Genomic DNA, 26,107 nt, shown 5'->3' with positions numbered 1-26,107 from the left:
TTATCCGACCGACAAAAAACCGGGCATCGCCCGGTTTTTTTACGTTCTGAGTCTACTGATGCCGCTGACGTAAATTCTCAATGACTGTCGTCAGGTTGAGATCCTGATCCTGCAGCAGCACCAGCAGGTGATACATCAAATCTGACGCTTCATTGGTCAGTTCAGCACGATCGTTAACCGTTGCGGCCAGCGCCGTTTCGACGCCTTCTTCACCGACTTTTTGCGCAATGCGCTTAGTACCACTGGCGTAAAGCTTCGCGGTGTAGGAGCTCGCCGGGTCGGCAGTCTTACGCTCAGCCAGCAGTTGTTCAAGCTGGTAGAGGAATAACCACTGGTGACTGGTTTCGCCAAAACAACTGCTGCTGCCTTTGTGGCAGGTTGGCCCAACCGGATTGACCAGCACCAGCAGGGTGTCGTTATCGCAATCCGGTGCAATGCTGACCACGTTGAGGAAGTGACCGGATGTTTCACCTTTGGTCCACAGACGCTGTTTGGTGCGTGAGAAGAAGGTGACTTTGCCGCTTTCTATCGTTTTATCCAGCGCTTGCGGGTTCATATATCCCAGCATCAACACTTCACCGGATACCGCATGCTGTACAACGACAGGCATCAGTCCGTCGGTTTTTTCCCAGTCCAGTTGGCTGCGCTGTTGCTCTGTTAACATATCCTGATCTCCACGCCCTGGGTTGCCAGGTACGTTTTTAATTCACCAATATTAATGATCTGTTTGTGGAAGACGGAAGCGGCAAGCGCGCCGTCAACATCGGTATCGCGGAAGGCTTCCAGAAAGTGTTCCATGGTGCCTGCGCCGCCAGAGGCGATCAGCGGTACGTGGCAAACCTCACGCACTTTCTTAAGCTGCACCAGATCGTAACCATTACGCACACCGTCCTGATTCATCATATTGAGGACGATTTCACCGGCACCGCGTTTTTGTACTTCCTGAACCCAGTCGAGGGTTTCCCAGGTCGTGACGCGGGTACGGCTCTCATCGCCGGTATACTGGTTAACGTGGTATTTGCCGGTTTCAGCGTCAAACCAGGTGTCAATTCCCACCACGATACACTGCACGCCAAAGCGATCGGCCAGGCGGGTGATCAGCTCCGGGTCGGCGAGCGCCGGAGAGTTGATGGATATTTTATCCGCACCGAAGGAGAGAATTTTCGCGGCGTCTTCTGCCGACTTAATCCCGCCTGCCACGCAGAACGGAATGTCGATAACTTCCGCTACGCGGGAGACCCAACTCTTGTCGACGACACGGCCATCGCTGGAGGCGGTGATATCGTAGAACACCAGTTCATCGGCACCTTCTTCGGCATAGCGCTTCGCAAGGGGCACGATGTCGCCGATGATTTCATGGTTGCGAAATTGTACGCCTTTGACGACCTGACCATCACGAACATCCAGGCAAGGGATTATGCGTTTTGCCAGCATTGGATCGCCTCCTTAACGGTAAATTTGCCTTCCAGCAATGCGCGTCCGACGATCACGCCGCGAACGCCGGTTCCGCGAAGCGCGGCAACGTCATTGATGTCGCCAATTCCACCAGAGGACTGAAACGCCACCTGCGGGTATTTGGCGCACACTTCCTCATACAGTGCGACGTTGGAGCCTGCCAGAGTACCGTCGCGAGAAATATCGGTGCACAGCACATGCTTCAGGCCGACCGGCAGATACATTTCGACCAGCTGTTCCAAAGAGACGCCGGAGTTTTCCTGCCAGCCGCTGACGGCCACCTGCTTATTGCCCTGATCGTCAATGCGCACATCCAGCGCCAGCACCAGTGCGTCGGCGCCAAAGCGTTTGAACCAACGTTTAACTACGTCAGGGGATTTTACCGCCGTGGAGCCGACCACCACTCGCGCAACGCCAGCCTCGAGCAACGCCGCCACATCGTCTTCGCTGCGTACGCCGCCGCCAACCTGTACAGGCACGTTAACGCCGGCCACCAGGGCTTTAATCAGCGGAATTTGTCTTTTTGCCGGATCTTTTGCGCCGGTCAGATCGACCAGATGCAGCACTTCTGCTCCCTGGGCCGCGTAATCCTGCAAACGGGGCAGGGGATCGCTTCCGTAATCGCGCTGTTGGGCGTAATCGCCTTGATGGAGGCGTACCACGGTGCCGTCGATTAAATCTAATGCCGGAATAATCATTACATCTCCAGGAAGTTTTTCAGCAACTGTGCGCCCGCGGCGCCTGAACGTTCCGGGTGGAACTGCACGCCAAAGAAATTGTCTTTTTGCACGGCGGCGGTGAACGGTTCGCCGTAATGGCACTGGGCGATGGTCCACGGGTTCACCGGCATCGCGTAGCTGTGCACGAAGTAAAAATAAGCGCCGTCTTCAATGCCCTGGAACAGACGATTCCCGGCCTGTGGGTAGACGCGGTTCCAGCCCATATGCGGTAGCGGCAGACCAAAGTCGGTCATTTTAGGAACGTCCTGGTCGATAATCCCCAACAGATCAACACCGTGGGTTTCTTCGCTACGACGACCCAGAAGCTGCATGCCTAAGCAAATACCCAACACCGGCTGGGTACAGGCTTTGATAAGCTCAATCAGTTCTCGCTGGCGCAACTGGTCCATCGCCGCTTGCGCGGTCCCCACCCCTGGCAGAAACAATTTGTCTGCCCGCAGTACAATATCCGGGTCGCGACTGACCACCGGCTCGTATCCGTGGCGCACCACGGCGGATTTCACCGAGTTCAGGTTGGCACAGCCCGTGTCGAGGATCACCACGTTCATCACAGCACTCCTTTCGAGGAAGGAAGCGTGTCACCCTCCACGCGAATCGCCTGACGCAGAGTACGACCAAACGCTTTAAACAGGCTTTCCACGCGGTGGTGGTCATTTTTGCCTTTGGTTTTCAGGTGCAATGTCACACCCATGGTGTAGGAGAGCGAGCGGAAGAAGTGCTCAACCATCTCGGTGCTCAGATCGCCGACACGCTGGTAGGTAAATTCGGCGCGGTATTCCAGGTGCGGACGCCCGGAGATATCCAGCGCACAGCGCGCCAGGCATTCATCCATCGGCAGAACAAAACCAAAACGGTTGATGCCGCGCTTGTCGCCCAGCGCCAGTTTTAACGCTTCGCCCAGCGCCAGACCGGTATCTTCGACCGTGTGGTGATCGTCGATGTAGAGGTCGCCCTTAACGGCAATCTCCATACGAAAGCCGCCGTGGGTGGCGATTTGATCCAGCATGTGGTCAAAGAAGCCGACGCCCGTGTTGATCTTGCTGCTACCTTCGCGGTCGAGCCACACCTTGACGTCAATCTGCGTCTCTTTGGTGTTGCGCTCTACGTGGGCGTATCGATCGCGTTTCGTCAGCTGTTCGCCAATCATCGCCCAGTTCAGATTTTCGCGATGATAGCGTAGGCCGGTGATCCCCATGTTTTCAGCCAACTGGAGATCAGTGGCACGGTCGCCAATGACATAGCTGTTAACGCTGTCGATTGCCTGTTCGGCCAGATAGTGTTCAACCAGTTTGACCTTCGGTTTACGGCAGTCGCACGCATCCGCGGGCAGGTGCGGGCAGATCAAAACCTCATCAAACTGCACGCCCTGAGAGGTAAAAATCTGCATCATCAGGTTGTGCGGACCCTCAAAATCCGCCTGCGGGAAGCTCTGTGTTCCCAGCCCATCCTGGTTGGTTATCATCACCAGTTTAAAGCCTGCTTTTTGCAGCTTTAGCAGAACGGGGACAACGTCAGGCTCAAATGCCAGTTTGTCGAAGCGATCGACCTGAAAATCACTCGGCGGTTCAGAAATCAGGGTTCCATCACGGTCAATAAAAAGATACTTCTGGCTCATACTTGCTCCGCACGTAAGGCGTCAATGACGCGCTGGCTTTCTTCGCGGGTTCCCACAGTTACCCGCAGACAGCCGCTTAAAGAAGGTTGTTTATTCTGATCCCGTAAGATAATGCCCTGATCCCACAACGATTTAAACACGCTACTGGAGGCGGCGAACCGCGCCAGAACGTAGTTGGTTTCGGAGTCGAAGACCTGTTCTACGCAGGCTATTTCTTTCAGAGCATTGACCAGATACTGACGCTCGACCAGGATCTGCGCCACGCGCTCGCGCATCGTGGTAATGCCCTGCGGACTTAGGGCCTGGGCGGCGATGTCGGCAACCGGTGTGGAGAGCGGATAGGGGGCGATGACTTTCAGTAGCAGAGTGATGACCTCTTCGCTGGCCAGCGTAAACCCGCAGCGTAATCCGGCAAGGGCAAACGCTTTAGACAGTGTCCGTAAGATAACCAGGTTGGGGTATTCATCGAGCCAGCCAGCAAGCGTTGCCTGCGGGCAAAACTCAATATACGCCTCATCGGCAATCACAATGGCTTTTCCGCGGGTCAGCTCCAGCAATGTCCGCAGATCCTGCGGGTTGATCAACTGTCCGGTCGGGTTGTTCGGACTACAGACGTACACCACTTTCACGCCCTCAAGCTTGTCCGAAATGCCCTGCATATCCAGCTGCCAGTTTTCAAGCGTAGGCACGGTACGGCACTCCACGCCGATCGTTTCAGCGCTGACGCTGTACATACCGTAGGTGGGTGGGCAGTAAAGAATCGCATCTTTGCCCGGCTCACAAAACGCGCGGACCAGTAATTCGATACCTTCATCTGCGCCACGGCTGACCAGTACCTGTTCTGGCTTCACCCCCGCATACTGGGCATAGTTGGCAATGACCGCTTTTGGCTGACATTCCGGGTAACGATTGAGCGTCTGCTGGGTAAGCTGAAAATTGACCGCCGTGGGAAATTCATTGGCGTTCAGCCAGACATCGCCGTTACCACCCAGACGGCGTGCCGACTGGTACGGTATCAGTTTGCGGACGTTTTCACGGGCTAAGTCGGTGACGCTGAGGGTGTTTTCGGTGCTCATGCTTGCTCCTTCAGGGCGTTAACACGCAGGGTAACGGCATTTTTATGGGCGCTCAGGCGTTCGGCTGCCGCCAGCGTCTCGATGGTAGAGGCCAGGGCGGAGAAACCTTCTCGTGATAGTTCCTGCACGGTCATACGTTTCTGGAAATCAGCCAGCCCAAGGCTGGAACAGGTCGCCGTGTAGCCATAGGTCGGCAACACGTGGTTGGTACCGGAAGCATAATCGCCCGCGGATTCGGGTGACCAGTCGCCCAGGAAGACGGAGCCTGCGCTGGTGATTTCATCGACCAGTTCGCGCGCATTGCGGGTCTGAATGATCAGGTGCTCTGGTCCGTACAGGTTAGAAATGGCCACACATTGCGCCAAATCGTTCGTCACAATCAGTCGACTGGCGCTTAGCGCCTGACGCGCCGTTTCCGCGCGCGGCAGTTCGGCTAACTGGCGTTCAACGGCGTCGGCTACCCGACGGGCGAGATCGGCATCTGGCGTTAACAGAATCACCTGCGAGTCAGGGCCATGTTCCGCCTGGGAGAGCAGGTCGGAGGCAACGAAATCTGGCGTCGCGCCGCTGTCGGCAATCACCAGTACCTCTGACGGTCCCGCAGGCATATCGATGGCTGCGCCGTCGAGACGCTGGCTGACCTGACGTTTGGCTTCGGTGACAAAAGCATTGCCGGGACCAAAGATCTTATCCACTTTAGGGACAGATTCGCTGCCGAAGGCCAGCGCGGCAATCGCCTGCGCGCCGCCAACGTTGAAGACCTCCTGCACGCCGCACAGCTTTGCCGCGTAGAGAATTTCGTCGGCAATTGGTGGTGGAGAGCAGAGAACCACTTTTTTGCAGCCAGCAATACGTGCTGGCGTGGCAAGCATCAATACCGTCGAGAAGAGTGGGGCGGAGCCGCCGGGGATATACAGGCCGACAGAGCTCACCGGGCGGGTCACCTGTTGGCAGCGTACGCCTGGCAGGGTTTCCACATCCACCGTTGGTAGGGTTTGCGCGGTGTGGAACGTCTCAATATTTTTTACCGCAACCGCCATGGCCTGTTTGAGTTCGTCGCTTAGTCTGTCGCTGGCTGCGGCTATCTCATCGGCAGTGACTTTCATTGCGCCGACGTTCGTTTTGTCAAATTTGGCGCTGTATTCCCGAAGTGCGTCGTCACCGCGTGATTTCACGTTGTCCAGAATATCCGCAACGATACGGGTAATGCTGTCAGAGGCGGAAATGGCCGGGCGCATCAGCAAATCACGCTGCTGCTCAGGGCTACAGGTATTCCAGTCAATGATAGTATTAAAGCTCATGGCTATTTACTCCATCATCTTCTCAATGGGCAGCACCAGAATCGAACTGGCACCCAGCGCTTTCAGTTTTTCCATGGTTTCCCAGAACAGGGTTTCGCTACTGACCATGTGCATCGCGACGCGTTGCTGATCGCCTGCCAGCGGCAGAATGGTTGGGCGCTCGGCGCCCGGCAGCAGGGCAATGACTTCATCCAGACGCTCGCTTGGCGCGTGCATCATGATGTATTTGGATTCACGGGCCTGAATAACGCCCTGAATACGGGTCAGTAATTTATCAACCAGCAGTTGTTTGGCATCGGCCAGTTCGCCGTCTCGCTGAATCAGACACGCTTTAGAGCGGTAGATAACCTCAACTTCACGCAGGCCATTGGCTTCAAGCGTCGCGCCGGTTGACACCAGATCGCAGATTGCATCAGCCAGACCGGCACGCGGGGCGACTTCAACAGAGCCATTAAGCAGACAGGATTTAAACGAAACGCCTTTCTGATCCAGATAACGTTTCAACAGGTGTGGATAAGAGGTGGCAATGCGTTTGCCATCCAGCCCGGCAGGGCCATCCCACGCTTCGTCGACAGGGGTCGCCAGCGAGAGACGGCAACCGCCGAAGTCGAGACGACGCAGCGTAAAATAGCGTGGGTCTTCACCCTGCGCACGACGGTTCAGCAGTTCCTCTTCGAGGACGTTTTCACCGATAATACCCAGATCAACAACGCCGTCCATGACCAGGCCCGGGATGTCGTCGTCACGCACGCGCAGAATATCGATAGGCATATTCTCCGCCATCGCAATCAAACGCTGAGTATGTAAATTAATTTTAATCCCACAGCGGGCCAGGAGTTCGCGTGAATCGTCGCTTAAACGGCCTGATTTTTGAATAGCTATGCGTAAACGAGTGTTATCTAACATCTTTTAATCCTCTTTATCCTGTCTGAACCGAGCTGAGTCACGCACAAAAAAAAGCCCCCGGAAGAGATCTTCCGGGGGCTTTTTCATACGTTCATGCACCACTGGAAGATCTGAATGTCTTCCAGCACACATCGCCTGAAAGACTAGTCAGGATGATGGTGATGATGGTGGTGTTTAAATTGAACGCGTGTCATAAAATTCTCGATGAATGCTTATTCATTTGATGTCTTTTAACCTAAACCACTTTAGAGCCGGAAAGCAAGGGCTTTTTATGTACATTAATTCATTTCATATTGGTGGTATGAATTGTCAGTCACACCATGCTGGCGTAGCCTTATATAAATGGTGCCAGATTCAGGAGAAAAGGGATGAAAAAGGTCGCGATTGTCGGTTTAGGTTGGTTAGGCATGCCCCTGGCGATGTCTCTGGCTGCGAAGGGCTGGCAGGTTATCGGCAGCAAAACCACTCAGGATGGGGTGGACGCGGCCCGCATGAGCGGCATTGAAAGCTATCCGCTGCGCCTGGAGCCGGAGCTGATTTGTGAAACGGATGACCTTGATGCATTGATGGATGTGGATGCATTGGTGGTAACGCTACCCGCGCGTCGTAGTGGTCCCGGTGAGGATTTTTACCTGCAGGCGATGCAGGAGCTGGTGGATAGCGCGCTGGCGCATCGTATCCCGCGTATTCTTTTTACCAGTTCTACATCGGTCTATGGCGATGTGCAGGGGACAGTAAAAGAGAACATGGCGCGCAACCCGGTGACGGCGAGTGGACGCGTACTGAAGGAGCTTGAAGACTGGCTACATAATTTGCCTGGCACCTCCGTGGATATTCTTCGCCTGGCGGGGCTGGTGGGGCCAGGAAGACATCCCGGGCGTTTCTTTGCCGGTAAAATGGCACCTGACGGCGAGCAGGGGGTGAATCTGGTGCATCTGGAGGATGTGATCGCTGCCATCACCCTTCTGTTACAGGCACCTAAAGGAGGACACATCTATAATATATGTGCGCCCGCGCACCCGGCGCGTAATGTGTTCTATCCACAGATGGCCCGTTTATTGGGAATGGAACCGCCGAAATTCCGGGAAGGCCCGGAAAAGGGAAGAGGTAAAATTATTGATGGCAGCCGGATTTGTAATGAGCTTGGATTTGAGTATCAGTATCCTGATCCGCTGGTGATGCCAATGGAATGACGCGAACGGCCAGCAGGTGATCGCCATATACCCTGAGGGGGCGAGCATGAAACCACTGCTGGACGTTCTGATCATTCTTGATGCTTTAGAGAAAGAGGGCAGTTTTGCGGCGGCGTCGGCAAAATTATTTAAGACGCCTTCTGCTCTCAGCTATACCGTCCACAAACTCGAAAGCGATCTGAATATTCAGTTACTGGATCGCAGCGGTCATCGGGCCAAATTCACCCGTACCGGCCAAATGCTGTTGGAAAAAGGCCGGGAAGTCCTGCACACCGTACGCGAGCTGGAAAAACAGGCTATCAAACTTCACGAAGGCTGGGAAAACGAACTGGTCATCGGTGTGGATGACACATTCCCTTTTTCACTTTTGGCACCACTCATCGAATCTTTCTATCAACATCACAGCGTTACCCGCCTTAAATTTATCAATGGCGTACTGGGCGGCTCCTGGGAAGCGCTCACGCAGGGACGGGCGGATATCATTGTGGGGGCAACGCATGAACCGCCGCCTTTAAGCGGTTTCGGTTTTGTGCAGTTGGGGTATCTTGAGCAAGTCTTTGCGGTCGCACCGCACCACCCCTTAGTGCAGGAACAAGAGCCATTGAGCCGCCGTATCATTAAACGCTTCCGCGCCATTGTGGTTGGCGACATTACTCATCCGGCGTCCTCATCTCAGCTTCTTGAAGACCAGGAAGCGATAACCGTGTTTGATTTTAAAACCAAACTGGAATTGCAAATCAGTGGGCTGGGATGCGGCTATTTACCGCGCTATCTGGCGCAGCGATTTCTGGAAAGTGGCGCGCTGGTTGAGAAGAAGGTGGTGGCGCAAATCTTCTTTGAACCGGTATGGATTGGCTGGAACGAGCAGACTGCCGGACTGGCCAGCGCATGGTGGCGAGATGAGATTTTAGCAAATAGTGCTATTGCTGGTGTCTACTCAAAAGATGCTGTTGATAAATCAATCGTTTAGGCAAATTAATTTGGGGCAGGGGTCTCATTCTCTTGTCATTTCTCCTCAATCTAGTGCAAAATACGCCGCTTGCAAAAAATGACATTAACCGACGTTTTAATACGCGTCGGTTATTTTTTTGCATCAAACCAATCATTCATAAAAGAGGCCGGGCTTCGTACCGGATAGATACTTACTAAAAACCGACAGTTGTTGTCGCTGAGGAATCCATAGAAATGGGGCAATTTTTTGCTTACGCGACGGTATTCGCCGTAAAGGGGAATGACCATGTCGCATAACGTTACTCCAAACACCTCTCGCGTGGAATTACGTAAGACGCTTACGTTAGTTCCGGTTGTTATGATGGGCCTTGCCTATATGCAGCCGATGACGCTGTTCGATACATTTGGTATCGTTTCAGGCCTCACAGACGGTCACGTACCGACGGCATATGCCTTCGCGCTGATCGCTATTCTGTTTACGGCGCTGAGTTACGGGAAGCTGGTGCGTCGTTACCCTTCTGCAGGCTCTGCGTATACCTATGCCCAGAAATCCATTAGCCCTACCGTTGGTTTTATGGTGGGTTGGTCTTCTCTGCTCGACTATCTGTTCGCGCCGATGATCAACATTCTGTTGGCGAAAATTTACTTTGAAGCCCTTGTGCCTTCGATCCCGTCGTGGGTGTTTGTTATCGCCCTGGTGGCGTTCATGACGGCATTTAACCTGCGCAGTCTCAAATCCGTGGCCAACTTCAATACCGTTATTGTGGTGTTGCAGGTTGTGCTGATCGCGGTCATTTTGGGCATGGTGGTGTACGGTGTATTTGAAGGCGAAGGCGCCGGTACGCTGGCCAGCTCGCGTCCGTTCTGGTCTGGTGATGCGCACGTGATTCCGATGATCACCGGTGCGACGATTCTGTGCTTCTCCTTTACCGGATTTGACGGCATCAGCAACCTGTCGGAAGAAACCAAAGATGCAGAGCGCGTTATTCCGCGTGCTATCTTCCTGACCGCGCTTATCGGCGGCCTGATCTTCATCTTTTCAACCTACTTCCTGCAGCTGTACTTCCCGGATATCTCTCGCTTTAAAGATCCGGATGCCTCTCAGCCAGAAATTATGCTGTATGTTGCGGGTAAAACCTTCCAGGTTGGCGCGTTGATCTTCTCCACCATTACCGTACTGGCTTCTGGTATGGCGGCACATGCGGGCGTAGCACGTCTGATGTACGTGATGGGTCGTGACGGCGTGTTCCCGAAAAGTTTCTTCGGTTACGTTCACCCGAAATGGCGTACCCCGGCGATGAACATCATCCTGGTAGGGGCAATTGCTCTGCTGGCAATCAACTTTGACCTGGTGATGGCGACTGCGCTTATCAACTTCGGTGCGTTGGTGGCCTTTACATTTGTTAACCTGTCGGTGATTTCACAGTTCTGGATCCGTGAAAAGCGCAACAAAACGCTGAAAGACCATTTCCAGTATCTGCTCCTGCCGATGTGTGGTGCGCTGACCGTTGGCGCGCTGTGGGTTAACCTGGAAGAGAGCTCCATGGTGCTGGGCTTGATCTGGGCCGCGATTGGCCTGATTTATCTGGCATGCGTGACCAAAAGCTTCCGCAACCCGGTGCCGCAGTACGAAGACGTTGCATAACCACTGACTTTTCCGCGCCTGTTCGTCAGGCGCATAATAAAAAACCGGAGCGTTGTCTCCGGTTTTTTTATGCCGCAAATTCAGTCAGTAGGGACTTTTTCGGTTCTCAAACAATCTCTTCGGCGTACTGCCACAGTGATTTCAGCAACGTTTGCTTCCCGCTATCATTAGCATACTGCTGGTACAACATCTGCAATTCATCCGCATAGCGTTGCAAAAACTCTGGTGTGAAGACCTGACGGCGGTGATCCAGCCAGCGCTGTTGTTCCGCTTCATCCAGGGTGCCAGGGAAATTACGGGCGCGATAATTAAACAGCAGTTTTTCTATACGCTTATCGGCGAAGGTGATATCAAGCGCGGGTAAATTGCGCGGCTCCGTTTCCAGAATGATCTTCATGGCAGCACGGTCCGCATCGCTGAAAAACCCGTTATAGATCTGTGCATCAACGTTATCCGAAGGGGTAAACGGCTCTGCTTCTGCAAAGATCGCCACGACTTTATCGCGTACCTGCGGGTTTTCGCGTAACACTTTCAGATTATCGAGACACTGCTGGCGATTAATGCCCAGCCGGTCGGCATCCTCCGGGCGCAGCGTATTGGCCTGCGCCAGAACCGGGCACTTATTGATATGCACCAGTTTGACGGGAACCGCGGCGTTATCGCCCAGATCGGCTTTGGCTGTGTATAACCGCTCGCGCAGGGTATTGCTGTCAAGCTCCAGCAGCGGAGAAATATCGCCCGCCAGATCCACCATGATCACCGCATTCCGATTTTCCGGGTGCCAGGCCAGCGGGGCGACCCAACTGGTATTGCCGCGCCATGCGCCAAACATACCGGAGACATGGACCAGCGGTTTCATCTGAGGGACATCAATCAGCGCGGCCAGCTTATGCTTGTTACGGTGGGTGTAAAGGTACTCAAACAGACGTGGCTGGCGTGACTTCACCAGTTGCGCCATCGCAATGGTCGCATAAACATCGGCCATCGCATCGTGTGCGTTGGCGTGTTCAATCCCGTTGGCTTTAGTTAAATGTTCAAGGCGAAAACTGGGCAGCCCGTCTTCGTTTTCGGGCCAGTTGATCCCTTCCGGTCGCAGTGCGTAACAGGCGCGCATCACATCCAGCAGATCCCAACGCGAGTTATCGTGTTGCCAGCTCCAGGCGTAGGGATCGTAAAAGTTGCGGTACAGAATATTGCGCGTGACTTCATCATCGAAGCGGACATTGTTGTAGCCAAGGATACAGGTCTTCGGCACGGTAAACAGGGCGTGAATTCGTTGAGCGAAGGCGGCTTCGTTTTCCCCTTTTTCCCGCGCTTCCTGCGGCGTGATGCCGGTGATCAGCACGGCCTGCGGTTGCGGGAGGTAATCATCGGCAGGCTTACAATAAAACACCTCCGGTTCGCCAATAACGTTAAAATCGCTATCGGTGCGAATCGCGGCGAACTGCGCGGGTCTGTCCAGTGCGGGGTGTGTACCAAATGTTTCGTAATCGTGGAACAAAAAGGTAGGAAGCTGCTTGCCGTCATTCATTGTGGAGTTGTACCCGGTTTCAATTTTCGCTCTGGTAAGAGTAACAAAAAACGACCGGGTAATCAGCAAGACCTATGCTTTGCCTGAATCACGAATGCGAATTAATTGGGTTGTTATTAAATTTCAGCGAATACAGAAATAACGTAGCCGATTTGTATCTTTTTTTTAATAGAGTGAATCTGGGCAATGATATAAATTTACGCTAATTTTACGACATCCAATGGGGTTATTTTCTTGCTGACTGTCATTATTTGACAGTATTCGGAATCTTTTGATAAGTAACAATTTTTAGCTATTTATCTATTTTATTGCTCTCTGTTATGAATTGTGAGTAAGGACATAAACTTACGATATATATTCAATATAATTATTGGATATATCTAATAACAGGAGGTTATATGAGCATCAGTCGGCGTAGTTTTTTGCAAGGCGTCGGGTTGAGTTGTTCCGCGTGCGCCATAGGTGGCTTTGCACCCGGAGCACTGGCGCGCAATCCGACAGAGGGGGTGAGCGGTAAAACATCCCTGACGCCCAGTCTGTGCGAAATGTGTTCGTTTCGGTGTCCGATTCAGGCGCAGGTTATTAAAAATAAAACGGTTTTTATTCAAGGTAATCCTCATGCCCCCCAGCAGGGAACGCGGGTTTGCGCCAGGGGCGGCAGCGGTGTCAGCCTGGTCAATGATCCTCATCGTATTGTGAAACCCATGAAGCGTACCGGCCCACGCGGCGGCGGTGAATGGCAGGTCATTAGCTGGCAGCAGGCCTATCAAGAAATTGCTGAAAAAATGACGGAAATTAAAAAGCAATATGGGCCGGAAGGGGTCGTATTTTCTTCCAAGTCCGGTTCGCTTTCAGGTCATCTGTTTCATCTTGCTACCGCATTCGGTTCTCCCAATACCTTTACACACGCCTCAACCTGTCCTGCCGGAAAATCCATTGCGGCAAAAGTGATGATGGGGGGAGACCTGGCGATGGACATCGCCAATACCCGCTACATGGTCTCATTTGGGCATAATTTGTATGAGGGGATTGAAGTTGCGGATACCCATGAATTGATGACGGCGCAGGAGAAGGGGGCCAAAATGGTCAGCTTCGATCCGCGTCTTTCCGTTTTCTCCAGCAAAGCAGATGAGTGGCATGCGATTCGTCCCGGCGGTGACTTACCGGTGTTGATGGCAATGTGCCACGTCATGATCAACGAAAATCTCTACGATGCCGCCTTTGTTGAGCGTTACACCAGCGGATTCGCGCAGCTGGCGGAAGCGGTGAAAGAGACCACGCCTGCGTGGGCGCAACAGCATGCTGACGTGCCTGCCGATGTCATTACTCGGGTCACGCGAGAGCTTGCCGCCTGCGCGCCGCATGCCATGGTTAGCCCCGGTCATCGCGCGACATTCTCTCAAGAAGAGATCGACATGCGGCGCATGATTTTTACCCTGAACGTGCTGCTCGGAAATATTGAGCGCGAGGGCGGGATGTACCAGAAAAAAGGGGCCGCAACGTATAACAAACTGGCAGGCGAAACGGTCGCTCCGGTGCTGGCAAAACCTGACGTCAAAAATATGCCCAAGCCGACGGCACAGCGCATTGATTTAGTGGCGCCGCAATTCAAATTTATCGCGGCCGGCGGTGGCGTCGTCCAAAGCGTGATTGACGCTGTGCTAAAACAGACGCCTTACCCGGTGAAGGGCTGGATTATGTCTCGACATAACCCTCTGCAAACCGTCACCTGTCGACCGGATCTGGTGAAAACCATGGAGCAGTTGGATCTGGTCGTGAGTTGCGATGTTTACTTAAGTGAAAGCGCGGCTTACGCAGACTATCTGTTACCGGAATGCACTTACCTCGAGCGTGATGAAGAAGTCTCCGACATGTCTGGGCTGAATCCCGCTTACGCGTTGCGCCAGCAGGTGGTGGATCCTATCGGCGAGGCGCGTCCGAGCTGGCAAATCTGGAAAGAACTGGCAGTGCAGTTGGGCCTGGGGCATTACTTCCCCTGGCAGGATATGCAGACTCGCCAGCTGTATCAGCTCAATGGCGATCATGGCTTGTCGGCGGAATTGCGCCAGAAAGGGTATAGGGAATGGGGTGTACCGCTGTTGTTGCGTGAGCCCGAATCCGTTCGTCAGTTTGTCACGCATTTTCCCAGTGCGGCAGCGACAGACAGTGAAGGAACCTATGGCGATCAGCTACGTTTCAAATCGCCGTCCGGCAAAATCGAGCTGTACTCTGAAGCGCTGGAAGCCTTGTTGCCTGGTTATGGAGTACCTCAGGCCCGCCATATCGCGCTTAAAAAAGACGACGAACTCTATTTTATTCAGGGCAAGGTTGCCGTACACACCAACGGCGCGACGCAGTATGTCCCGTTACTCAGTGAGTTGATGTGGGATAACGCCGTTTGGATCCACCCGCAAACAGCCCGTGAAAAGGGTATCCGCAACGGGGATGAGGTCTGGCTGGAAAACGCAACCGGCAAAGAAAAAGGGAAAGCGCTGGTAACGGCAGGCATTCGACCCGATACGCTGTTTGTTTATATGGGATTTGGGGCGAAGGCCGGGGCGAAAACCGCCGCGACAACGCACGGCATTCACTGCGGAAACTTGCTGCCGCATGTGACCAGTCCGGTTTCTGGCACGGTGGTGCATACCGCTGGCGTCACGCTTAGCCGGGCATGAGGAGGGAGAAAAGCATGAATCAACCGACGAATTCATATGTCATGTTGCATGACGAGAAACGCTGCATTGGATGCCAGGCGTGCACGGTGGCCTGTAAGGTACTTAATGATGTCCCGGAGGGATTTAGCCGCGTTCAGGTGCAGATCCAAACGCCTGACCCTGAATCTGCCACGCTGGATCATTTTCGTTTTATCCGTGTCTCCTGCCAGCATTGCGAAGACGCCCCCTGCGTCACGGTATGCCCAACCGGCGCCTCATTCCGTGATGAAAACGGCATCGTGCAGGTCGATAAATCGCGCTGTATCGGCTGCGATTACTGCGTTGCAGCGTGTCCGTTCCACGTTCGCTTTCTGAATCCCCAAACGGGGATTGCCGAAAAATGTAATTTCTGTGCCGATACGCGTCTGGCATCAGGACAACAACCTGCCTGCGTCTCCGTGTGTCCGACGGATGCGCTGAAATTTGGTCGACTCAATGAACCGGAGATCCAACACTGGATCGGCCAAAAAGAGGTGTACCGGCAGCAGGAAGAACGCAGTGGCGCGGTCAGTTTATACCGACGCAAGGAGATACATCAGGAGGGTAAAGTATGAATACCATCTGGGGTGCCGAACTGAACTACGCGCCGGATTACTGGCCTTTATGGCTCGTCTGTGCGGGGGGCGTGGTGTTGATGCTGCTTGCCGCACTTGGGGCGCATGCGCTGTTGCGCGCCATGTTTGCACCGAAAACGGCGAAGGGGGAAGAGCAACGTGACTACCTCTATTCACTGGCGATCCGCCGCTGGCACTGGGGAAATGCGCTGCTGTTTGTCCTGCTTTTGCTCAGTGGTCTGTTTGGCCATTTTTCAATCGGCCCCGTGGCATTAATGGTGAAACTGCATACCGTGTGCGGATTTGCACTGGCGGCATGTTGGATTGGTTTCATCCTCATTAATGCGTTTGGCGGTAACGGACATCACTACAAGGTGAACGTCAACGGACTGGTCACGCGGTGTCTGCGGCAGACGCGTTTTTACCTGTGCGGCATTATGCATGGCGAAGCGCACCCCTACGCCGCCACGACGGAAAACAAATTTAACCCGCTACAGCAACTGGCGTATCTGGCCATCATGTATGCGCTCGTACCTCTGTTGATCATCAGCGGATTTCTGTGTCTGTATCCGCAATTCATGGGGGCGGGTCCGGTCATGCTGGTGTTGCATATGGCGTTAGCCGTCGTTGGGCTGTTGTTTATTTGCGCACATATTTACCTTTGCACGCTCGGTGATACACCCGGGCAAATTTTCCGCAGCATGATAGACGGTTATCACCGCCATCGCAGTCATCATGCGGAATCTTCGCCGCGTAAGGGATAATTTTTCCTCGCGCTGAAACCCGGAAAACAGGCGCGGTGGGTTAAAATCATGCAAGAAAATGTGCTTTTAGTCACATTTTCTTGCAATTTTTTCATGTTTGTTCACCCGAACTTCCGTAAAAAGAACAGCAAATTATTCTCTTTCTGAGGACATGCTGTTGAAATCCCGTTTGTTTATTGTCACGTCTCTGTTTGCGTTGAATCTTACATCTGCCTTTGCTGCTGATACCCCCGACTTTGCCCCCCAACCGCCAGCCATTGACGCAGGGGCGTGGGTGCTGATGGATTACACGACAGGACAGATTCTTACCGCCAATAACGAACATCAGCAGCGTAACCCTGCCAGCCTGACCAAACTGATGACCGGGTATGTGGTTGACCGCGCCATCGACAGCCATCGTATTAGCCGCAACGACATTGTGACTGTCGGACGTGATGCCTGGGCAAAAGACAATCCCGTGTTTGTGGGGTCCTCATTGATGTTCTTAAAAGAGGGCGACCGCGTCACGGTGCATGATTTAAGTCGCGGACTGATCGTTGATTCAGGCAACGATGCTTGCGTTGCGCTGGCGGATTACATTGCCGGAGGACAACCGCAGTTTGTTGCCATGATGAACCGCTATGTGCAAAAGCTAAATTTACAGGATACGCATTTTGAAACGGTACACGGGCTGGATGCGCCGGGTCAGCACAGTTCGGCATATGACCTGGCGGTGCTTTCGCGGGCGATTATTCATGGCGAACCCGAGTTTTATCATATGTATAGCGAAAAGAGCCTCACCTGGAATGGCATTACGCAGCAAAACCGCAACGGCCTGCTGTGGGATAAAACGCTAAACGTTGACGGTCTTAAAACCGGACACACATCGGGTGCCGGATATAACCTTATCGCCTCTGCTGTGGATGGGCAGCGCCGTCTTATCGCTGTGGTGATGGGGGCTGAAAGCCCGAAAGGCCGCGAAGATCAAGCCCGTAAACTGTTGCACTGGGGGCAACAGAACTTCGACACCGTACAAGTTCTTAAAAGTGGGAAGAAAGTCGGTAGCGAGCGTATCTGGTACGGTGACAAAGAGAAAATTGCATTAGGCACTGAGCAGGATTTTTGGTTAGCGCTTCCAAAAGCAGAAATTCCAAATATCAAAGCAAAATATGTGCTTGATAAAAAAGAGATTGTCGCCCCCATTGCCTCACATCAGCGGGTTGGTGAAATTGAACTCTACGATCGGGACAAATTGGTTGCGCACTGGCCGCTGGTGACGCTGGAGTCCGTTGAGGAAGGCGGTGTTTTTTCGCGTCTGAGCGATTATTTTCACCATAAGGCATAACGGAATTATTCCAGGGCAGACTGGCGAGAGTGCGAGTCTGCTCACATAATAATCACTATTTCCTTGTGGCTGTTATGTGAAAATTATACTGTATATAATTACAGTATAATGGCGGAGGCATTATGAACTACGAGATCAGACAAGCAGAGAAACGCAGGATTGCCGGTTTTCACATGGTTGGACCATGGGAAAAAACGGTAAAACAAGGTTTTGAACAGTTGATGATGTGGGTTGATGGAAACCAGATCGTGCCGCTGGAATGGATTGCCGTTTACTACGATAACCCTGATGAAGTCCCGGCGGAGAAACTGCGTTGCGATACCGTTGTTTCAGTACCCGCTGATTTCACGCTACCTGAAAACAGCGAAGGCGTGATCCTCACGGAAATTGTGGGCGGTCAATATGCTGTTGCTACCACTCGCGTTGAAAATAACGATTTCGCGACGCCGTGGTATCAGTTTTTCAATAGCGTGCTGCAGGATAGCCGCTACCAGATGTCCGGCAAACCGTGTTTTGAGCTCTATCTGAACAATGGGGCAGAAGACGGGTACTGGGATATTGAAATGCATATACCGGTACAACCGAAGTCGTGATATTGATGTTTTCGGCGTTACTGCGCGGACGATCGCGACATTCGTTCATCCTGGATAAGATCTGTCCGCAGCAGTGATGTTTTCAGTGAAAAAGCAGGTACAATGCGTTCTTTGTGATTTCCAGATGGAGCCGAAAGTGCGTACTGATAAGTCGCTGAGCCCCTTTGAAATTCGTTTGTATCGTCACTACCGCGTCGTGCATGGCATTCGCATTGCGCTGGCATTTATCCTCACGTTTCTGTTCGTTCGTCTGTTCCATATTCCGGAAGGCACGTGGCCGCTTATCACGCTGGTGGTGATTATGGGGCCGATCTCCTTTTGGGGTAACGTGGTGCCCCGGGCCTTTGAACGTATCGGCGGTACGATTCTGGGGGCGGCGTTAGGGTTGGTGGCGCTGCGCCTGGAGCTTTTCTCATTACCGCTGATGATTATCTGGTGCGCGGTGGCGATGTTCCTGTGCGGGTGGTTGGCGCTCGGCAAAAAACCGTATCAGGCGTTGTTGATAGGAATCACCCTGGCCGTGGTGGTGGGTGCGCCGGCAGGTGATATGGAGACGGCATTATGGCGAGGTGGCGATGTGATTCTGGGGTCACTTTTGGCGATGTTGTTTACCGGTATCTGGCCGCAGCGGGCGTTTATACACTGGCGGATCCAACTGGCGCAGTGTGTCACGTCTTATAACCGACTCTATCAGGCGGCGCTTTCCCCTAACTTGCTTGAACGTCCACGGCTGGATAAACACTTACAACAGCTACTTGGGGATGTCGTGAAAATGCGCGGCTTGATTACGCCCGCCAGTAAAGAAAGCCATATTCATAAATCGATATTTGAAGCAATTCAAACGATTAACCGCAATCTGGTCTGCATGCTTGAGCTGCAAATTAATGCACACTGGGCATCGCGCACCAGCCATTTCGTGATGCTGAATGCCCATACACTGCGCGAAACACAACACCGGATCCAGCAAACGTTACTGACGATTACGCATGCGTTGTATGAAGGAAACCCGCAGCCCGTGCTGGCCAACACCGGGAAGCTGAACGACATTGTGGCGGAACTTCGGCAACTGATTAATGAACAGCATAGCGACAGTGTGGCTGAAATCCCCATTCATGGCTATGTTTGGCTAAGCATGGAAACCGCGCGCCAACTGGAGCTACTCTCGCATTTGATCTGTCGCGCATTGCGCAAATAAAGAGCAGATAAGGTGAATGATTCTACTGCTGCTTCGATTCAGCAAGGAATAAGGGTATGATACGGAAAAAGGATAAAACCATTGTCATCTGCAACGGCTAAAAGTAATGTTGACCCTTACTTGTCGCGGTTGCTTAAACGAATCCGAATCTCACATTATCAGGGGTGTAAAAATGGAAACTACCAAGCCTTCTTTCCAGGACGTGCTGGAATTTGTTCGTCTGTTTCGCCGTAAGAACAAGCTGCAACGTGAAATCCAGGACGTTGAGAAAAAGATCCGTGATAACCAGAAGCGTGTGCTGCTGCTGGACAACCTGAGCGACTACATCAAACCTGGTATGAGCGTTGAAGCGATCCAGGGCATTATCGCCAGCATGAAAACCGACTATGAAGATCGTGTTGATGATTACATCATCAAAAACGCAGAAATCTCCAAAGAACGTCGCGACATTTCTAAAAAGCTCAAAGCAATGGGTGAAATGAAAAACCCTGACGCAAAAGCAGAATAATGCGTTACCGCAGTGAGGATCGTGGTTCGATTCTCACTGCAGTTCAACCCCACCGTTGACCATTCTGAGTAAATGCTGTTCTGGCCAATGGCTCGTCAGTTTTCTTTCTGCAAGCGTCCATTGAATGTAATCGACATCATGACGCTCCCGGTCCAGCATCAAACCGACAACGCTGCCACTGTGCGCCACATTCACGCCATATAAATCGCACTCTTCAACGAGCGATAACAACGCATTGAAGTCGGGTTTTGGCAGTAACATCTGGCTGGCGATGGCGCTCAGGGTCGCGGCTTCTCCCATTCGTCGCGGATTTTGCGTTACGCATGCTTCCTGCACTTTTTCCCAGGCTTGCTGCAAGGCTGCCGCGCCCGCGTGTAAACGGTCAAGGCGGGGAATACGGTGATAATCCGAGGTACGTAACGTCACGGGGCTTTCGAGCACTAAAAGATCGAGCCGCGGTTGCGCTTCGCAGGCGATCTGCGTTGAAGCATCATTATGATCAAAAAGCGTAAGCTGGCGGAAAATGGTGCTGTCGGTCGGTTCGAGTGACACGCAAAGCTGGGCAAGGGTGGATTCATTAAGCGTGTGGCCCAGATGGTGCGCGGTGGCAAGCGCCGTTGCCGCGATGTCTGCCGTGCTGCTGGCCATTCCTTTGGCGACAGGAATGGTGGAATGGACATCCACCCGTATTTCCTGGCTCCAGTGGGCAGGGTAGTTAAAGTGCGCAAGCACCCGATCTACCATCGTGCGTGAAAGCGAACGTTCATCCGTCAAAGGCGAGCCTGAACTCACCTCGACGGTGCTGTACCAGTCGACAGGGCAGGAGACCAGCTTCTCACTGCCAAGAATCCAACCCTGAATAAGTTCACCGCATGACGCCGGGCATTGTGCTACAGCCATGTATTCACCTTTCTGATCAGCAATTCTCGGCGCATAGTGTCATGCTGATCATGCTATTACCTTGATTTGCCGCAACTTGTGGTGATGCTTTATTACGCAGGTACGCAAAAAGCTGCCGTTTCGCTTAAGGCAATTCTCATGACATCTTGCGCGATCATGAGTTCTTCATTGGTATTAATCACCGCCACCTTGACCATCGCGTTGTCTGTTTGAATGAACGTGTTGTTGCGTTGATTTTTTTCTTCATTAATCGCCAGCCCAAGAAAATGCAGGTTATGGCAGATTGCTGACCGGGCGCGGGAGGAGTTTTCGCCAATCCCACCGGTAAACAGGAGAACATCCAGTCCGCCCATCTGCATAATGTAGCTGCCTATCGTGGCGCGGATACGTTCGGCAAACAGGGTGAGTGCCAGTGCTGCCTGTCGATTCCCTGCATCAGCGGCCTGTTCAACATCGCGGTAATCGCTGGATATTCCGGAGACCCCCAGCAAACCTGACTCGTTGTTTAATAAATGATTTAGTTGCTGTGGTGTTTTACCTTCTCGCTGGGCAATCCACGGTAAAATGGACGGATCAATATCGCCACTGCGGGTCCCCATCATTACGCCTGACTGCGGCGTGAATCCCATTGAGGTGTTTACGGACTGGCCTCCCTTGATTGCACAGATACTGCTGCCGTTGCCGAGATGACAACACACAATGCGTAGCGCGCTGAGTGGAACCCCCAGTTTTTCTGCCAGTGTGGCACTGACATATTTATGGCTGGTGCCGTGGAATCCGTAGCGACGAATGCCGAGCTCTGCGTAATAGCGCCAGGGCAGCGGATAGACATAGGCGGGTTCATCCAGCGTCTGATGAAAAGCTGTATCAAAAACGGCCACTGACGGCGTGTTGGGGAGCAATTGACGAAATACTTTAATGCCAATGACATTGACCGGATTGTGCAGCGGGGCCAGTTCCGCGAGATGTTCTATTTGCGCCAGCGTTTCATCAGTGATCAGCGCCGAATCTTTAAACGATTCGCCACCGTGCGCGACACGATGACCGACACCGGTGATGTCATTTAATGAATTGATAATTCGATAATCAATGAGCTTCTCCAGCAGTAACGCAACGGCTTCACGATGATCCGCCATCGGCAATGTTTCTTGCCATTTTTGCGTGGGCGTTTTTATCGTGACCTGCGCATTAACCATACCAATACGCTCGATCAAACCCTGGCAGATAGCCGTGCCTTGCGGCATCGCCAGTAACTGAAATTTTAGCGATGAACTGCCTGCGTTAATGGCCATTATTTTGTGAGACATGAAGCTTCCTTTGCGGTCAGAAAATCAAACATTTCATCGACGCCTGAATTCGTCGCGGCGCTGGTGGTAAAGATGTGTTCAGCCCCGGCCTGGGTCAACCAACTCTGTACGGTTGATATACGCGACGCGTTTGCCAAATCGGATTTGGTGACGATGCCAATGACGGGTCTGTTCATCGGCGCTGTGAACCCCGGTGAAAAGGGAGACCAGGGCGCATCGGCGTTCAACACCAGGGCAATCATTTCAGCTTCGCAGGCGCTCACCAGCAGTGCGCTGTAGAGACAGCGGTTCTCAAGGTATTCGCCCGGAGTGTCAATCGTGTCAGGAGACCACACGATGGCCTGTGTTTTTTGGTAATGAAGTTTCTCACCACGTAAACATTGTGTGAGTGACGTTTTACCGCACTGGCTGGGGCCAATAAGCATCATGCGCTTCATGGTGTTAGGTCCGGGTGACGGGGCATGAGGTAAAAAGCATCATTTCACTCAATACTCTCGTGACCTGTTTCAGTGCGTATTCAACGGCAGAAACATCGCCCGTCAACACAACGGCTCCTGTGAATCTGTCGAGAAAACCAATCTCTACGGCTCCTGACTTGGTGGCGATATCACAGGCGATAATGGAGGCCTCGCTGGGGGTGATAGTCAGAATACCGATGGCTGATACGGCATCCTGAAGTCCCAGTTTTTTAAATAAATCTTTGCCCGGATTGGCAATCAGATGCGCCAGCGTAACCTGCTTACCAGGGACATATTCCTGGATCATACGATCCGTCGTGGGTTGTCTTTCCATTATCCCTCCACAATCTGCCGCCACATGGCTTCATGTGGACGAGGAATCACTGAGCGGTAGACCAGCAGCCCTTTTTCGCCCGCGCTTTCACTGGCAACGGTAACGGCGTTGTTAACATCAGAAACATCGCCCGCTACCACCATGTAGCATTTACCTCCGATGCCAAACGCCATATGTACCCGAACCAGCGTGACATTTGAGGCTTTGACCGCACGGTCGGCGGCGCTGATGCATGCCGCCACGCTCCACGTTTCCACAATCCCGACGGCCTGACGCTTATCAACACTGTTCAGCCCGCTGATGGCGGGGAGGACGCTGGCATGAATATTGGGTAACACCAGGCTGTCGACGAGCATGTCACCGGCGAGTGATAAACCGGTCTCTATGGCTTGTTGCACAGCCCCCACATCACCGCCGATCATCAGTAAAAATTTGCCTGGGCAGATGGTCTTACTGACCAGAAGATTCACGTTGGCGCTTTTCAGCATGGCATCGCCTGATTCCATTCCTTTAGCGATACTGGTGAGTTCTAAAATACCTATTGCCTGAGACATGGTTAACCTCTTACAACCGTAATGGCCTGGTCAGTGACGTCACAAACGATGCCGTCAATACTGGCGTGAATGGGCGCGCCTAATGCACCCGCGGGGACATCTGCGACGCACTGGCCACGAATGACCCGGTCACCTTTTTGCACCTGTGGGAGGGCATTGGCGCCAATATGCTGGCGCAGAAGCAGAGTGACGGTATCCGTCAGGTGTTCGGTTTCTGATAACGGTGCTTCGTGATACCAGTCGCTAAGACCCAGCTTAGTAATCAGCCGTTTTACCGGCACCAGTCGATATTTCGCCATTTCATCGGCAGGATTCAGTGGCCCTTCATAACGCAGGTTTTGCGCCCGCAACTCACGCTTGAGCATGCGGTTAATACGCATTGGGGAGATACCCACCGGACAGGCGACACTTTCACACACATTACATTCCGAACAGGTCAACGCGCTGAGCAACAGTTGGGGTGTTGCGGCTTGTTGATAGTTCACCGCACGTACCAGCAGGTGTGGCGATAACTCATGGCCTATCAAATGTCGAGGGCACAAATCAGTACATAACCGACACTGTTCGCAGACCGTTTTCGCAATGGAAAGCACCGTGCGTTCATCCTGCATACGCCGCTGGATCAGTGGGTGCTTTTCGGGCAATACCAGCAATCCCCCCGTGGTTTTGGTTACCGGGGTATCCAGCGTGGTGAGCAAATGCCCCATCATTGGGCCGCCATTGATAAACCCGGGGGAATCAATGGTGGCTCCCCCCGCCAGAGAGAGAACCTCACGCAATGACATACCGATGGGGACAGTCAGCGTCTGGGGATGAGCCACGGCGCCATTAACCGTCAGAGTACGGCGTGTGACGGGAAACTGCTGTTCCACCGCTCTGGCGATATTCAGCACGGTCTGCACGTTATTGACGACGACGCCCACGCTGACAGGCAGAGCCGCAGGAGGGACGCGCCGACCTGTCGCCATCCAGATGGTCAGAACCTCATCACCTGCCGGATAGACATCCGGCAAAATGTGCAACCTGATGTCTGAAGGGAGAAGCGGGGTTAAGGCGGCGATGGCAGGTCGGTATTTTTCTTTGAGGGCAATAATGCCTTCACGGGCGCCGGTTGCTTTCATTGCGTATTGCACGCCACGAACCAGACGAGCCGCCTGTTGGGCCATGAGCTGTTGGTCGACCTTCAGCATCGGTTCACATTCTGCGGCGTTGACGAGGAAGATTTCCACCTGCGCCTGCAATTTGACATGGGCGGGAAAACCAGCGCCTCCGGCACCTACCACCCCCGCAGCACGAACTCTTTCACGGATTGCCTGAGCATCGCAAACGATAAGTTCAGTGAATTCGAAGGCATTAGGAGACGTATTCATATCAATTCCTCCAACAACGCTTGAATAGCGCTGGCGTCAGTGGGACGCGGATTAGTTTTTAACGTGACATCTGCCAGTGCAGCCTGAACCATGGCAGGTATTCGCTGGGAATACTCCGTTTTACCATCAGTCAGCACTTCGGAAAAAGAAGGAATGGCGCATTGTCTTATGAGTTGTTCAATACTGCGAATCAGCGCATTCAACCCTGTGATATCGTTCGCATTGTCCGGACATAACTGACAAGCTTTCGCGAATCTTACGTACCGCTTTGCCGCTCGCGGATCCTGTGCATTAAAACGAATGACTGAGGTAAGTAGCAGCGCATTGGCCAGTCCATGAGCGAGGTGAAATTGGCCTCCCAACTGGTGTGCGATGGCATGGTTAAGCCCCAGACCGGCCTGGCTAAACGCCATGCCAGCCAGGGTTGACGCATTGTGCATTTTTCCGCGTGTCGCGAGGCAATCCCCTTTTTTAACGGCTACGGGCAGATACTGAAAAACGATTTGCGCGGCTTTTTCCGCCAGTGCGTCAGTGAAATCACTGGCCCGTGATGAAACATAGGCCTCAAGGGCATGCGTCAATACGTCCATACCGGTGTTGGCGGTGATATTAGCGGGGACGCTGACGACCAGTCGGGGATCGAGGATCGCCATATCCGGATAGAGCGCATTGTTGAACAGCGGGTATTTAATCCCTTTATCGGGATCGCTTATCACACACGCGCTGGTCACTTCAGACCCGGTGCCGCTGGTGGTTGGAATGGCAACACAGGTTTCGATTTCAATACCAAACTGGCGGCTGAACCAGACGATGGCTTTGGCGGCGTCGAGCGCGGAACCGCCCCCAAAACCTATTACGACATCAGGGTGCAGGGATTGCATTTGCGCAATCCCTTGCACGACGGTGCTGATGGTGGGGTCTGGCGTTATCTCGCTAAACACGCTGATGCGATTACTGTCAGGCAACGTTTCTCGCAGCGTGTCGATTAGCGGCGAACGCGCAAGAAAACCATCACAAATAATCCAGATATGCTTATTCGTAAAGCGCTTCAGCACGTCCAGACTGCCCTGGCCACTGTACAAACGGGTTTGTAGTGAAAAGGTATTCATCACACCCTCA

Annotated in this window: 28 protein-coding genes and 1 other annotated feature; of the genes, 11 read left to right on the top strand and 17 right to left on the bottom strand. The window is 53.0% G+C overall.

Going from position 1 to position 26,107, the window contains the following annotated elements:
* Window positions 1-52 precede the first annotated feature (52 nt).
* From hisIE to hisL, 9 genes are all read right to left on the bottom strand, one after another.
* On the bottom strand, window positions 53-664 hold the full coding sequence (hisIE, locus tag AC07UY_RS13350; protein WP_494701321.1) for a bifunctional phosphoribosyl-AMP cyclohydrolase/phosphoribosyl-ATP diphosphatase HisIE: 612 nt from the start codon (window positions 662-664) through the stop codon (window positions 53-55).
* On the bottom strand, window positions 658-1,434 hold the full coding sequence (gene hisF / locus AC07UY_RS13345; RefSeq protein WP_494701322.1) for an imidazole glycerol phosphate synthase subunit HisF: 777 nt from the start codon (window positions 1,432-1,434) through the stop codon (window positions 658-660). The genes hisIE and hisF overlap by 7 nt, the downstream gene beginning before the upstream one ends.
* Window positions 1,416-2,153, bottom strand: a complete 738-nt coding sequence (gene hisA, locus AC07UY_RS13340) for a 1-(5-phosphoribosyl)-5-[(5-phosphoribosylamino)methylideneamino]imidazole-4-carboxamide isomerase (RefSeq protein ID WP_203360743.1) — start codon at window positions 2,151-2,153, stop codon at window positions 1,416-1,418. Before hisA ends, hisF begins: the two co-directional genes overlap by 19 nt.
* Entirely contained in the window at window positions 2,153-2,743 is a 591-nt protein-coding gene (gene hisH / locus AC07UY_RS13335) for an imidazole glycerol phosphate synthase subunit HisH (RefSeq protein WP_494701323.1), read from the bottom strand. The genes hisA and hisH overlap by 1 nt, the downstream gene beginning before the upstream one ends.
* Entirely contained in the window at window positions 2,743-3,810 is a 1,068-nt protein-coding gene (hisB, locus tag AC07UY_RS13330; RefSeq protein ID WP_494701324.1) for a bifunctional histidinol-phosphatase/imidazoleglycerol-phosphate dehydratase HisB, read from the bottom strand. The genes hisH and hisB overlap by 1 nt, the downstream gene beginning before the upstream one ends.
* Window positions 3,807-4,886, bottom strand: a complete 1,080-nt coding sequence (gene hisC, locus AC07UY_RS13325; protein ID WP_494701325.1) for a histidinol-phosphate transaminase — start codon at window positions 4,884-4,886, stop codon at window positions 3,807-3,809. The genes hisB and hisC overlap by 4 nt, the downstream gene beginning before the upstream one ends.
* Window positions 4,883-6,187, bottom strand: a complete 1,305-nt coding sequence (hisD, locus tag AC07UY_RS13320) for a histidinol dehydrogenase (RefSeq protein ID WP_494701326.1) — start codon at window positions 6,185-6,187, stop codon at window positions 4,883-4,885. Before hisD ends, hisC begins: the two co-directional genes overlap by 4 nt.
* 6 nt (window positions 6,188-6,193) lie before the next feature.
* Complete coding sequence (gene hisG / locus AC07UY_RS13315; protein ID WP_162379918.1) at window positions 6,194-7,093, bottom strand: ATP phosphoribosyltransferase; 900 nt, start codon at window positions 7,091-7,093, stop codon at window positions 6,194-6,196.
* Between the two features lie 45 nt (window positions 7,094-7,138).
* Window positions 7,139-7,261, bottom strand: a sequence feature (His leader region).
* Window positions 7,237-7,287 (bottom strand): his operon leader peptide, encoded by a 51-nt coding sequence (gene hisL / locus AC07UY_RS13310; RefSeq protein ID WP_001364200.1) that lies wholly within the window; start codon window positions 7,285-7,287, stop codon window positions 7,237-7,239. (Overlaps the previous feature by 25 nt.)
* Window positions 7,288-7,461: 174 nt before the next feature.
* On the opposite strand from hisL, the gene AC07UY_RS13305 reads away from it, so the two are divergent.
* From AC07UY_RS13305 to plaP, 4 genes are all read left to right on the top strand, one after another.
* On the top strand, window positions 7,462-8,286 hold the full coding sequence (locus AC07UY_RS13305; RefSeq protein WP_203360748.1) for an SDR family oxidoreductase: 825 nt from the start codon (window positions 7,462-7,464) through the stop codon (window positions 8,284-8,286).
* Between the two features lie 46 nt (window positions 8,287-8,332).
* Complete coding sequence (locus AC07UY_RS13300; protein ID WP_494660284.1) at window positions 8,333-9,256, top strand: LysR substrate-binding domain-containing protein; 924 nt, start codon at window positions 8,333-8,335, stop codon at window positions 9,254-9,256.
* Window positions 9,257-9,471: 215 nt separating this feature from the next.
* A complete protein-coding gene (yoeI, locus tag AC07UY_RS13295; protein ID WP_181684280.1) occupies window positions 9,472-9,534 on the top strand; it encodes a membrane protein YoeI in 63 nt (20 codons plus the stop codon).
* Complete coding sequence (gene plaP / locus AC07UY_RS13290; RefSeq protein WP_494660285.1) at window positions 9,524-10,882, top strand: putrescine/proton symporter PlaP; 1,359 nt, start codon at window positions 9,524-9,526, stop codon at window positions 10,880-10,882. Before yoeI ends, plaP begins: the two co-directional genes overlap by 11 nt.
* Before the next feature lie 106 nt (window positions 10,883-10,988).
* On the opposite strand, the gene sbcB is transcribed toward plaP, so the two are convergent.
* Window positions 10,989-12,413 carry an exodeoxyribonuclease I gene (gene sbcB, locus AC07UY_RS13285; protein ID WP_494701327.1) on the bottom strand — a complete coding sequence of 475 codons (1,425 nt, stop codon included), beginning with the start codon at window positions 12,411-12,413 and terminating at the stop codon, window positions 10,989-10,991.
* A gap of 398 nt (window positions 12,414-12,811) precedes the next feature.
* Here sbcB and phsA point away from each other — a divergent pair, with 398 nt between their 5' ends.
* From phsA to AC07UY_RS13250, 7 genes are all read left to right on the top strand, one after another.
* On the top strand, window positions 12,812-15,088 hold the full coding sequence (gene phsA, locus AC07UY_RS13280; RefSeq protein ID WP_494701328.1) for a thiosulfate reductase PhsA: 2,277 nt from the start codon (window positions 12,812-12,814) through the stop codon (window positions 15,086-15,088).
* Between the two features lie 14 nt (window positions 15,089-15,102).
* Window positions 15,103-15,681 carry a thiosulfate reductase electron transport protein PhsB gene (gene phsB, locus AC07UY_RS13275; RefSeq protein ID WP_494701329.1) on the top strand — a complete coding sequence of 193 codons (579 nt, stop codon included), beginning with the start codon at window positions 15,103-15,105 and terminating at the stop codon, window positions 15,679-15,681.
* Complete coding sequence (gene phsC / locus AC07UY_RS13270) at window positions 15,678-16,445, top strand: thiosulfate reductase cytochrome B subunit (protein WP_494701330.1); 768 nt, start codon at window positions 15,678-15,680, stop codon at window positions 16,443-16,445. Before phsB ends, phsC begins: the two co-directional genes overlap by 4 nt.
* A gap of 151 nt (window positions 16,446-16,596) precedes the next feature.
* A complete protein-coding gene (dacD, locus tag AC07UY_RS13265) occupies window positions 16,597-17,769 on the top strand; it encodes a serine-type D-Ala-D-Ala carboxypeptidase DacD (protein WP_494701331.1) in 1,173 nt (390 codons plus the stop codon).
* 122 nt (window positions 17,770-17,891) lie between these two features.
* Complete coding sequence (gene sbmC / locus AC07UY_RS13260; protein WP_494660291.1) at window positions 17,892-18,362, top strand: DNA gyrase inhibitor SbmC; 471 nt, start codon at window positions 17,892-17,894, stop codon at window positions 18,360-18,362.
* A 136-nt stretch (window positions 18,363-18,498) separates the two neighbouring features.
* Window positions 18,499-19,557, top strand: a complete 1,059-nt coding sequence (locus AC07UY_RS13255; protein ID WP_494660292.1) for an FUSC family protein — start codon at window positions 18,499-18,501, stop codon at window positions 19,555-19,557.
* A 172-nt stretch (window positions 19,558-19,729) separates the two neighbouring features.
* On the top strand, window positions 19,730-20,065 hold the full coding sequence (locus AC07UY_RS13250; RefSeq protein WP_162379907.1) for a DUF496 family protein: 336 nt from the start codon (window positions 19,730-19,732) through the stop codon (window positions 20,063-20,065).
* Window positions 20,066-20,098: 33 nt separating this feature from the next.
* On the opposite strand, the gene AC07UY_RS13245 is transcribed toward AC07UY_RS13250, so the two are convergent.
* The 7 genes from AC07UY_RS13245 to AC07UY_RS13215 form a co-directional block, all read right to left on the bottom strand.
* Window positions 20,099-20,965, bottom strand: a complete 867-nt coding sequence (locus AC07UY_RS13245) for an L-threonine kinase (protein WP_494660293.1) — start codon at window positions 20,963-20,965, stop codon at window positions 20,099-20,101.
* A gap of 92 nt (window positions 20,966-21,057) precedes the next feature.
* On the bottom strand, window positions 21,058-22,272 hold the full coding sequence (locus AC07UY_RS13240; RefSeq protein ID WP_494660294.1) for an acetate/propionate family kinase: 1,215 nt from the start codon (window positions 22,270-22,272) through the stop codon (window positions 21,058-21,060).
* Window positions 22,257-22,709: a propanediol utilization protein PduV gene (gene pduV, locus AC07UY_RS13235; RefSeq protein ID WP_494701332.1), complete on the bottom strand. Its 453-nt coding sequence runs from the start codon at window positions 22,707-22,709 to the stop codon at window positions 22,257-22,259. Before pduV ends, AC07UY_RS13240 begins: the two co-directional genes overlap by 16 nt.
* Before the next feature lie 4 nt (window positions 22,710-22,713).
* Complete coding sequence (gene pduU / locus AC07UY_RS13230) at window positions 22,714-23,064, bottom strand: propanediol utilization microcompartment protein PduU (RefSeq protein WP_192612689.1); 351 nt, start codon at window positions 23,062-23,064, stop codon at window positions 22,714-22,716.
* Entirely contained in the window at window positions 23,064-23,618 is a 555-nt protein-coding gene (gene pduT / locus AC07UY_RS13225; protein WP_494660296.1) for a propanediol utilization microcompartment protein PduT, read from the bottom strand. Before pduT ends, pduU begins: the two co-directional genes overlap by 1 nt.
* 2 nt (window positions 23,619-23,620) lie before the next feature.
* Window positions 23,621-24,988 carry a 4Fe-4S dicluster domain-containing protein gene (locus AC07UY_RS13220; RefSeq protein ID WP_494660297.1) on the bottom strand — a complete coding sequence of 456 codons (1,368 nt, stop codon included), beginning with the start codon at window positions 24,986-24,988 and terminating at the stop codon, window positions 23,621-23,623.
* Window positions 24,985-26,097, bottom strand: a complete 1,113-nt coding sequence (locus AC07UY_RS13215; protein WP_494660298.1) for a 1-propanol dehydrogenase PduQ — start codon at window positions 26,095-26,097, stop codon at window positions 24,985-24,987. Before AC07UY_RS13215 ends, AC07UY_RS13220 begins: the two co-directional genes overlap by 4 nt.
* Between the last annotated feature and the right edge of the window lie 10 nt (window positions 26,098-26,107).

This window comes from Citrobacter sp. GW821-FHT02E08 (assembly GCF_059421685.1).
Note: the sequence above shows the minus strand (reverse complement) of the source record. Positions and strands in the feature narration are given on the sequence as shown.

Excerpts from the sequence above, each read along its gene's own strand:
- hisD (WP_494701326.1), bottom strand. The coding sequence starts at position 6,187 with ATGAGCTTTAATACTATCATTGACTGGAATACCTGTAGCCCTGAGCAG.
- AC07UY_RS13220 (WP_494660297.1), bottom strand. The coding sequence starts at position 24,988 with ATGAATACGTCTCCTAATGCCTTCGAATTCACTGAACTTATCGTTTGC.
- phsC (WP_494701330.1), top strand. The coding sequence starts at position 15,678 with ATGAATACCATCTGGGGTGCCGAACTGAACTACGCGCCGGATTACTGG.
- AC07UY_RS13305 (WP_203360748.1), top strand. The coding sequence starts at position 7,462 with ATGAAAAAGGTCGCGATTGTCGGTTTAGGTTGGTTAGGCATGCCCCTG.
- pduT (WP_494660296.1), bottom strand. The coding sequence starts at position 23,618 with ATGTCTCAGGCAATAGGTATTTTAGAACTCACCAGTATCGCTAAAGGA.
- plaP (WP_494660285.1), top strand. The coding sequence starts at position 9,524 with ATGTCGCATAACGTTACTCCAAACACCTCTCGCGTGGAATTACGTAAG.
- phsB (WP_494701329.1), top strand. The coding sequence starts at position 15,103 with ATGAATCAACCGACGAATTCATATGTCATGTTGCATGACGAGAAACGC.
- sbmC (WP_494660291.1), top strand. The coding sequence starts at position 17,892 with ATGAACTACGAGATCAGACAAGCAGAGAAACGCAGGATTGCCGGTTTT.
- hisB (WP_494701324.1), bottom strand. The coding sequence starts at position 3,810 with ATGAGCCAGAAGTATCTTTTTATTGACCGTGATGGAACCCTGATTTCT.
- hisIE (WP_494701321.1), bottom strand. The coding sequence starts at position 664 with ATGTTAACAGAGCAACAGCGCAGCCAACTGGACTGGGAAAAAACCGAC.
- hisG (WP_162379918.1), bottom strand. The coding sequence starts at position 7,093 with ATGTTAGATAACACTCGTTTACGCATAGCTATTCAAAAATCAGGCCGT.
- hisF (WP_494701322.1), bottom strand. The coding sequence starts at position 1,434 with ATGCTGGCAAAACGCATAATCCCTTGCCTGGATGTTCGTGATGGTCAG.
- dacD (WP_494701331.1), top strand. The coding sequence starts at position 16,597 with ATGCTGTTGAAATCCCGTTTGTTTATTGTCACGTCTCTGTTTGCGTTG.
- hisH (WP_494701323.1), bottom strand. The coding sequence starts at position 2,743 with ATGAACGTGGTGATCCTCGACACGGGCTGTGCCAACCTGAACTCGGTG.
- AC07UY_RS13300 (WP_494660284.1), top strand. The coding sequence starts at position 8,333 with ATGAAACCACTGCTGGACGTTCTGATCATTCTTGATGCTTTAGAGAAA.
- sbcB (WP_494701327.1), bottom strand. The coding sequence starts at position 12,413 with ATGAATGACGGCAAGCAGCTTCCTACCTTTTTGTTCCACGATTACGAA.
- pduU (WP_192612689.1), bottom strand. The coding sequence starts at position 23,064 with ATGGAAAGACAACCCACGACGGATCGTATGATCCAGGAATATGTCCCT.
- AC07UY_RS13240 (WP_494660294.1), bottom strand. The coding sequence starts at position 22,272 with ATGTCTCACAAAATAATGGCCATTAACGCAGGCAGTTCATCGCTAAAA.
- hisC (WP_494701325.1), bottom strand. The coding sequence starts at position 4,886 with ATGAGCACCGAAAACACCCTCAGCGTCACCGACTTAGCCCGTGAAAAC.
- pduV (WP_494701332.1), bottom strand. The coding sequence starts at position 22,709 with ATGAAGCGCATGATGCTTATTGGCCCCAGCCAGTGCGGTAAAACGTCA.
- hisA (WP_203360743.1), bottom strand. The coding sequence starts at position 2,153 with ATGATTATTCCGGCATTAGATTTAATCGACGGCACCGTGGTACGCCTC.
- AC07UY_RS13250 (WP_162379907.1), top strand. The coding sequence starts at position 19,730 with ATGGAAACTACCAAGCCTTCTTTCCAGGACGTGCTGGAATTTGTTCGT.
- AC07UY_RS13215 (WP_494660298.1), bottom strand. The coding sequence starts at position 26,097 with ATGAATACCTTTTCACTACAAACCCGTTTGTACAGTGGCCAGGGCAGT.
- phsA (WP_494701328.1), top strand. The coding sequence starts at position 12,812 with ATGAGCATCAGTCGGCGTAGTTTTTTGCAAGGCGTCGGGTTGAGTTGT.
- AC07UY_RS13245 (WP_494660293.1), bottom strand. The coding sequence starts at position 20,965 with ATGGCTGTAGCACAATGCCCGGCGTCATGCGGTGAACTTATTCAGGGT.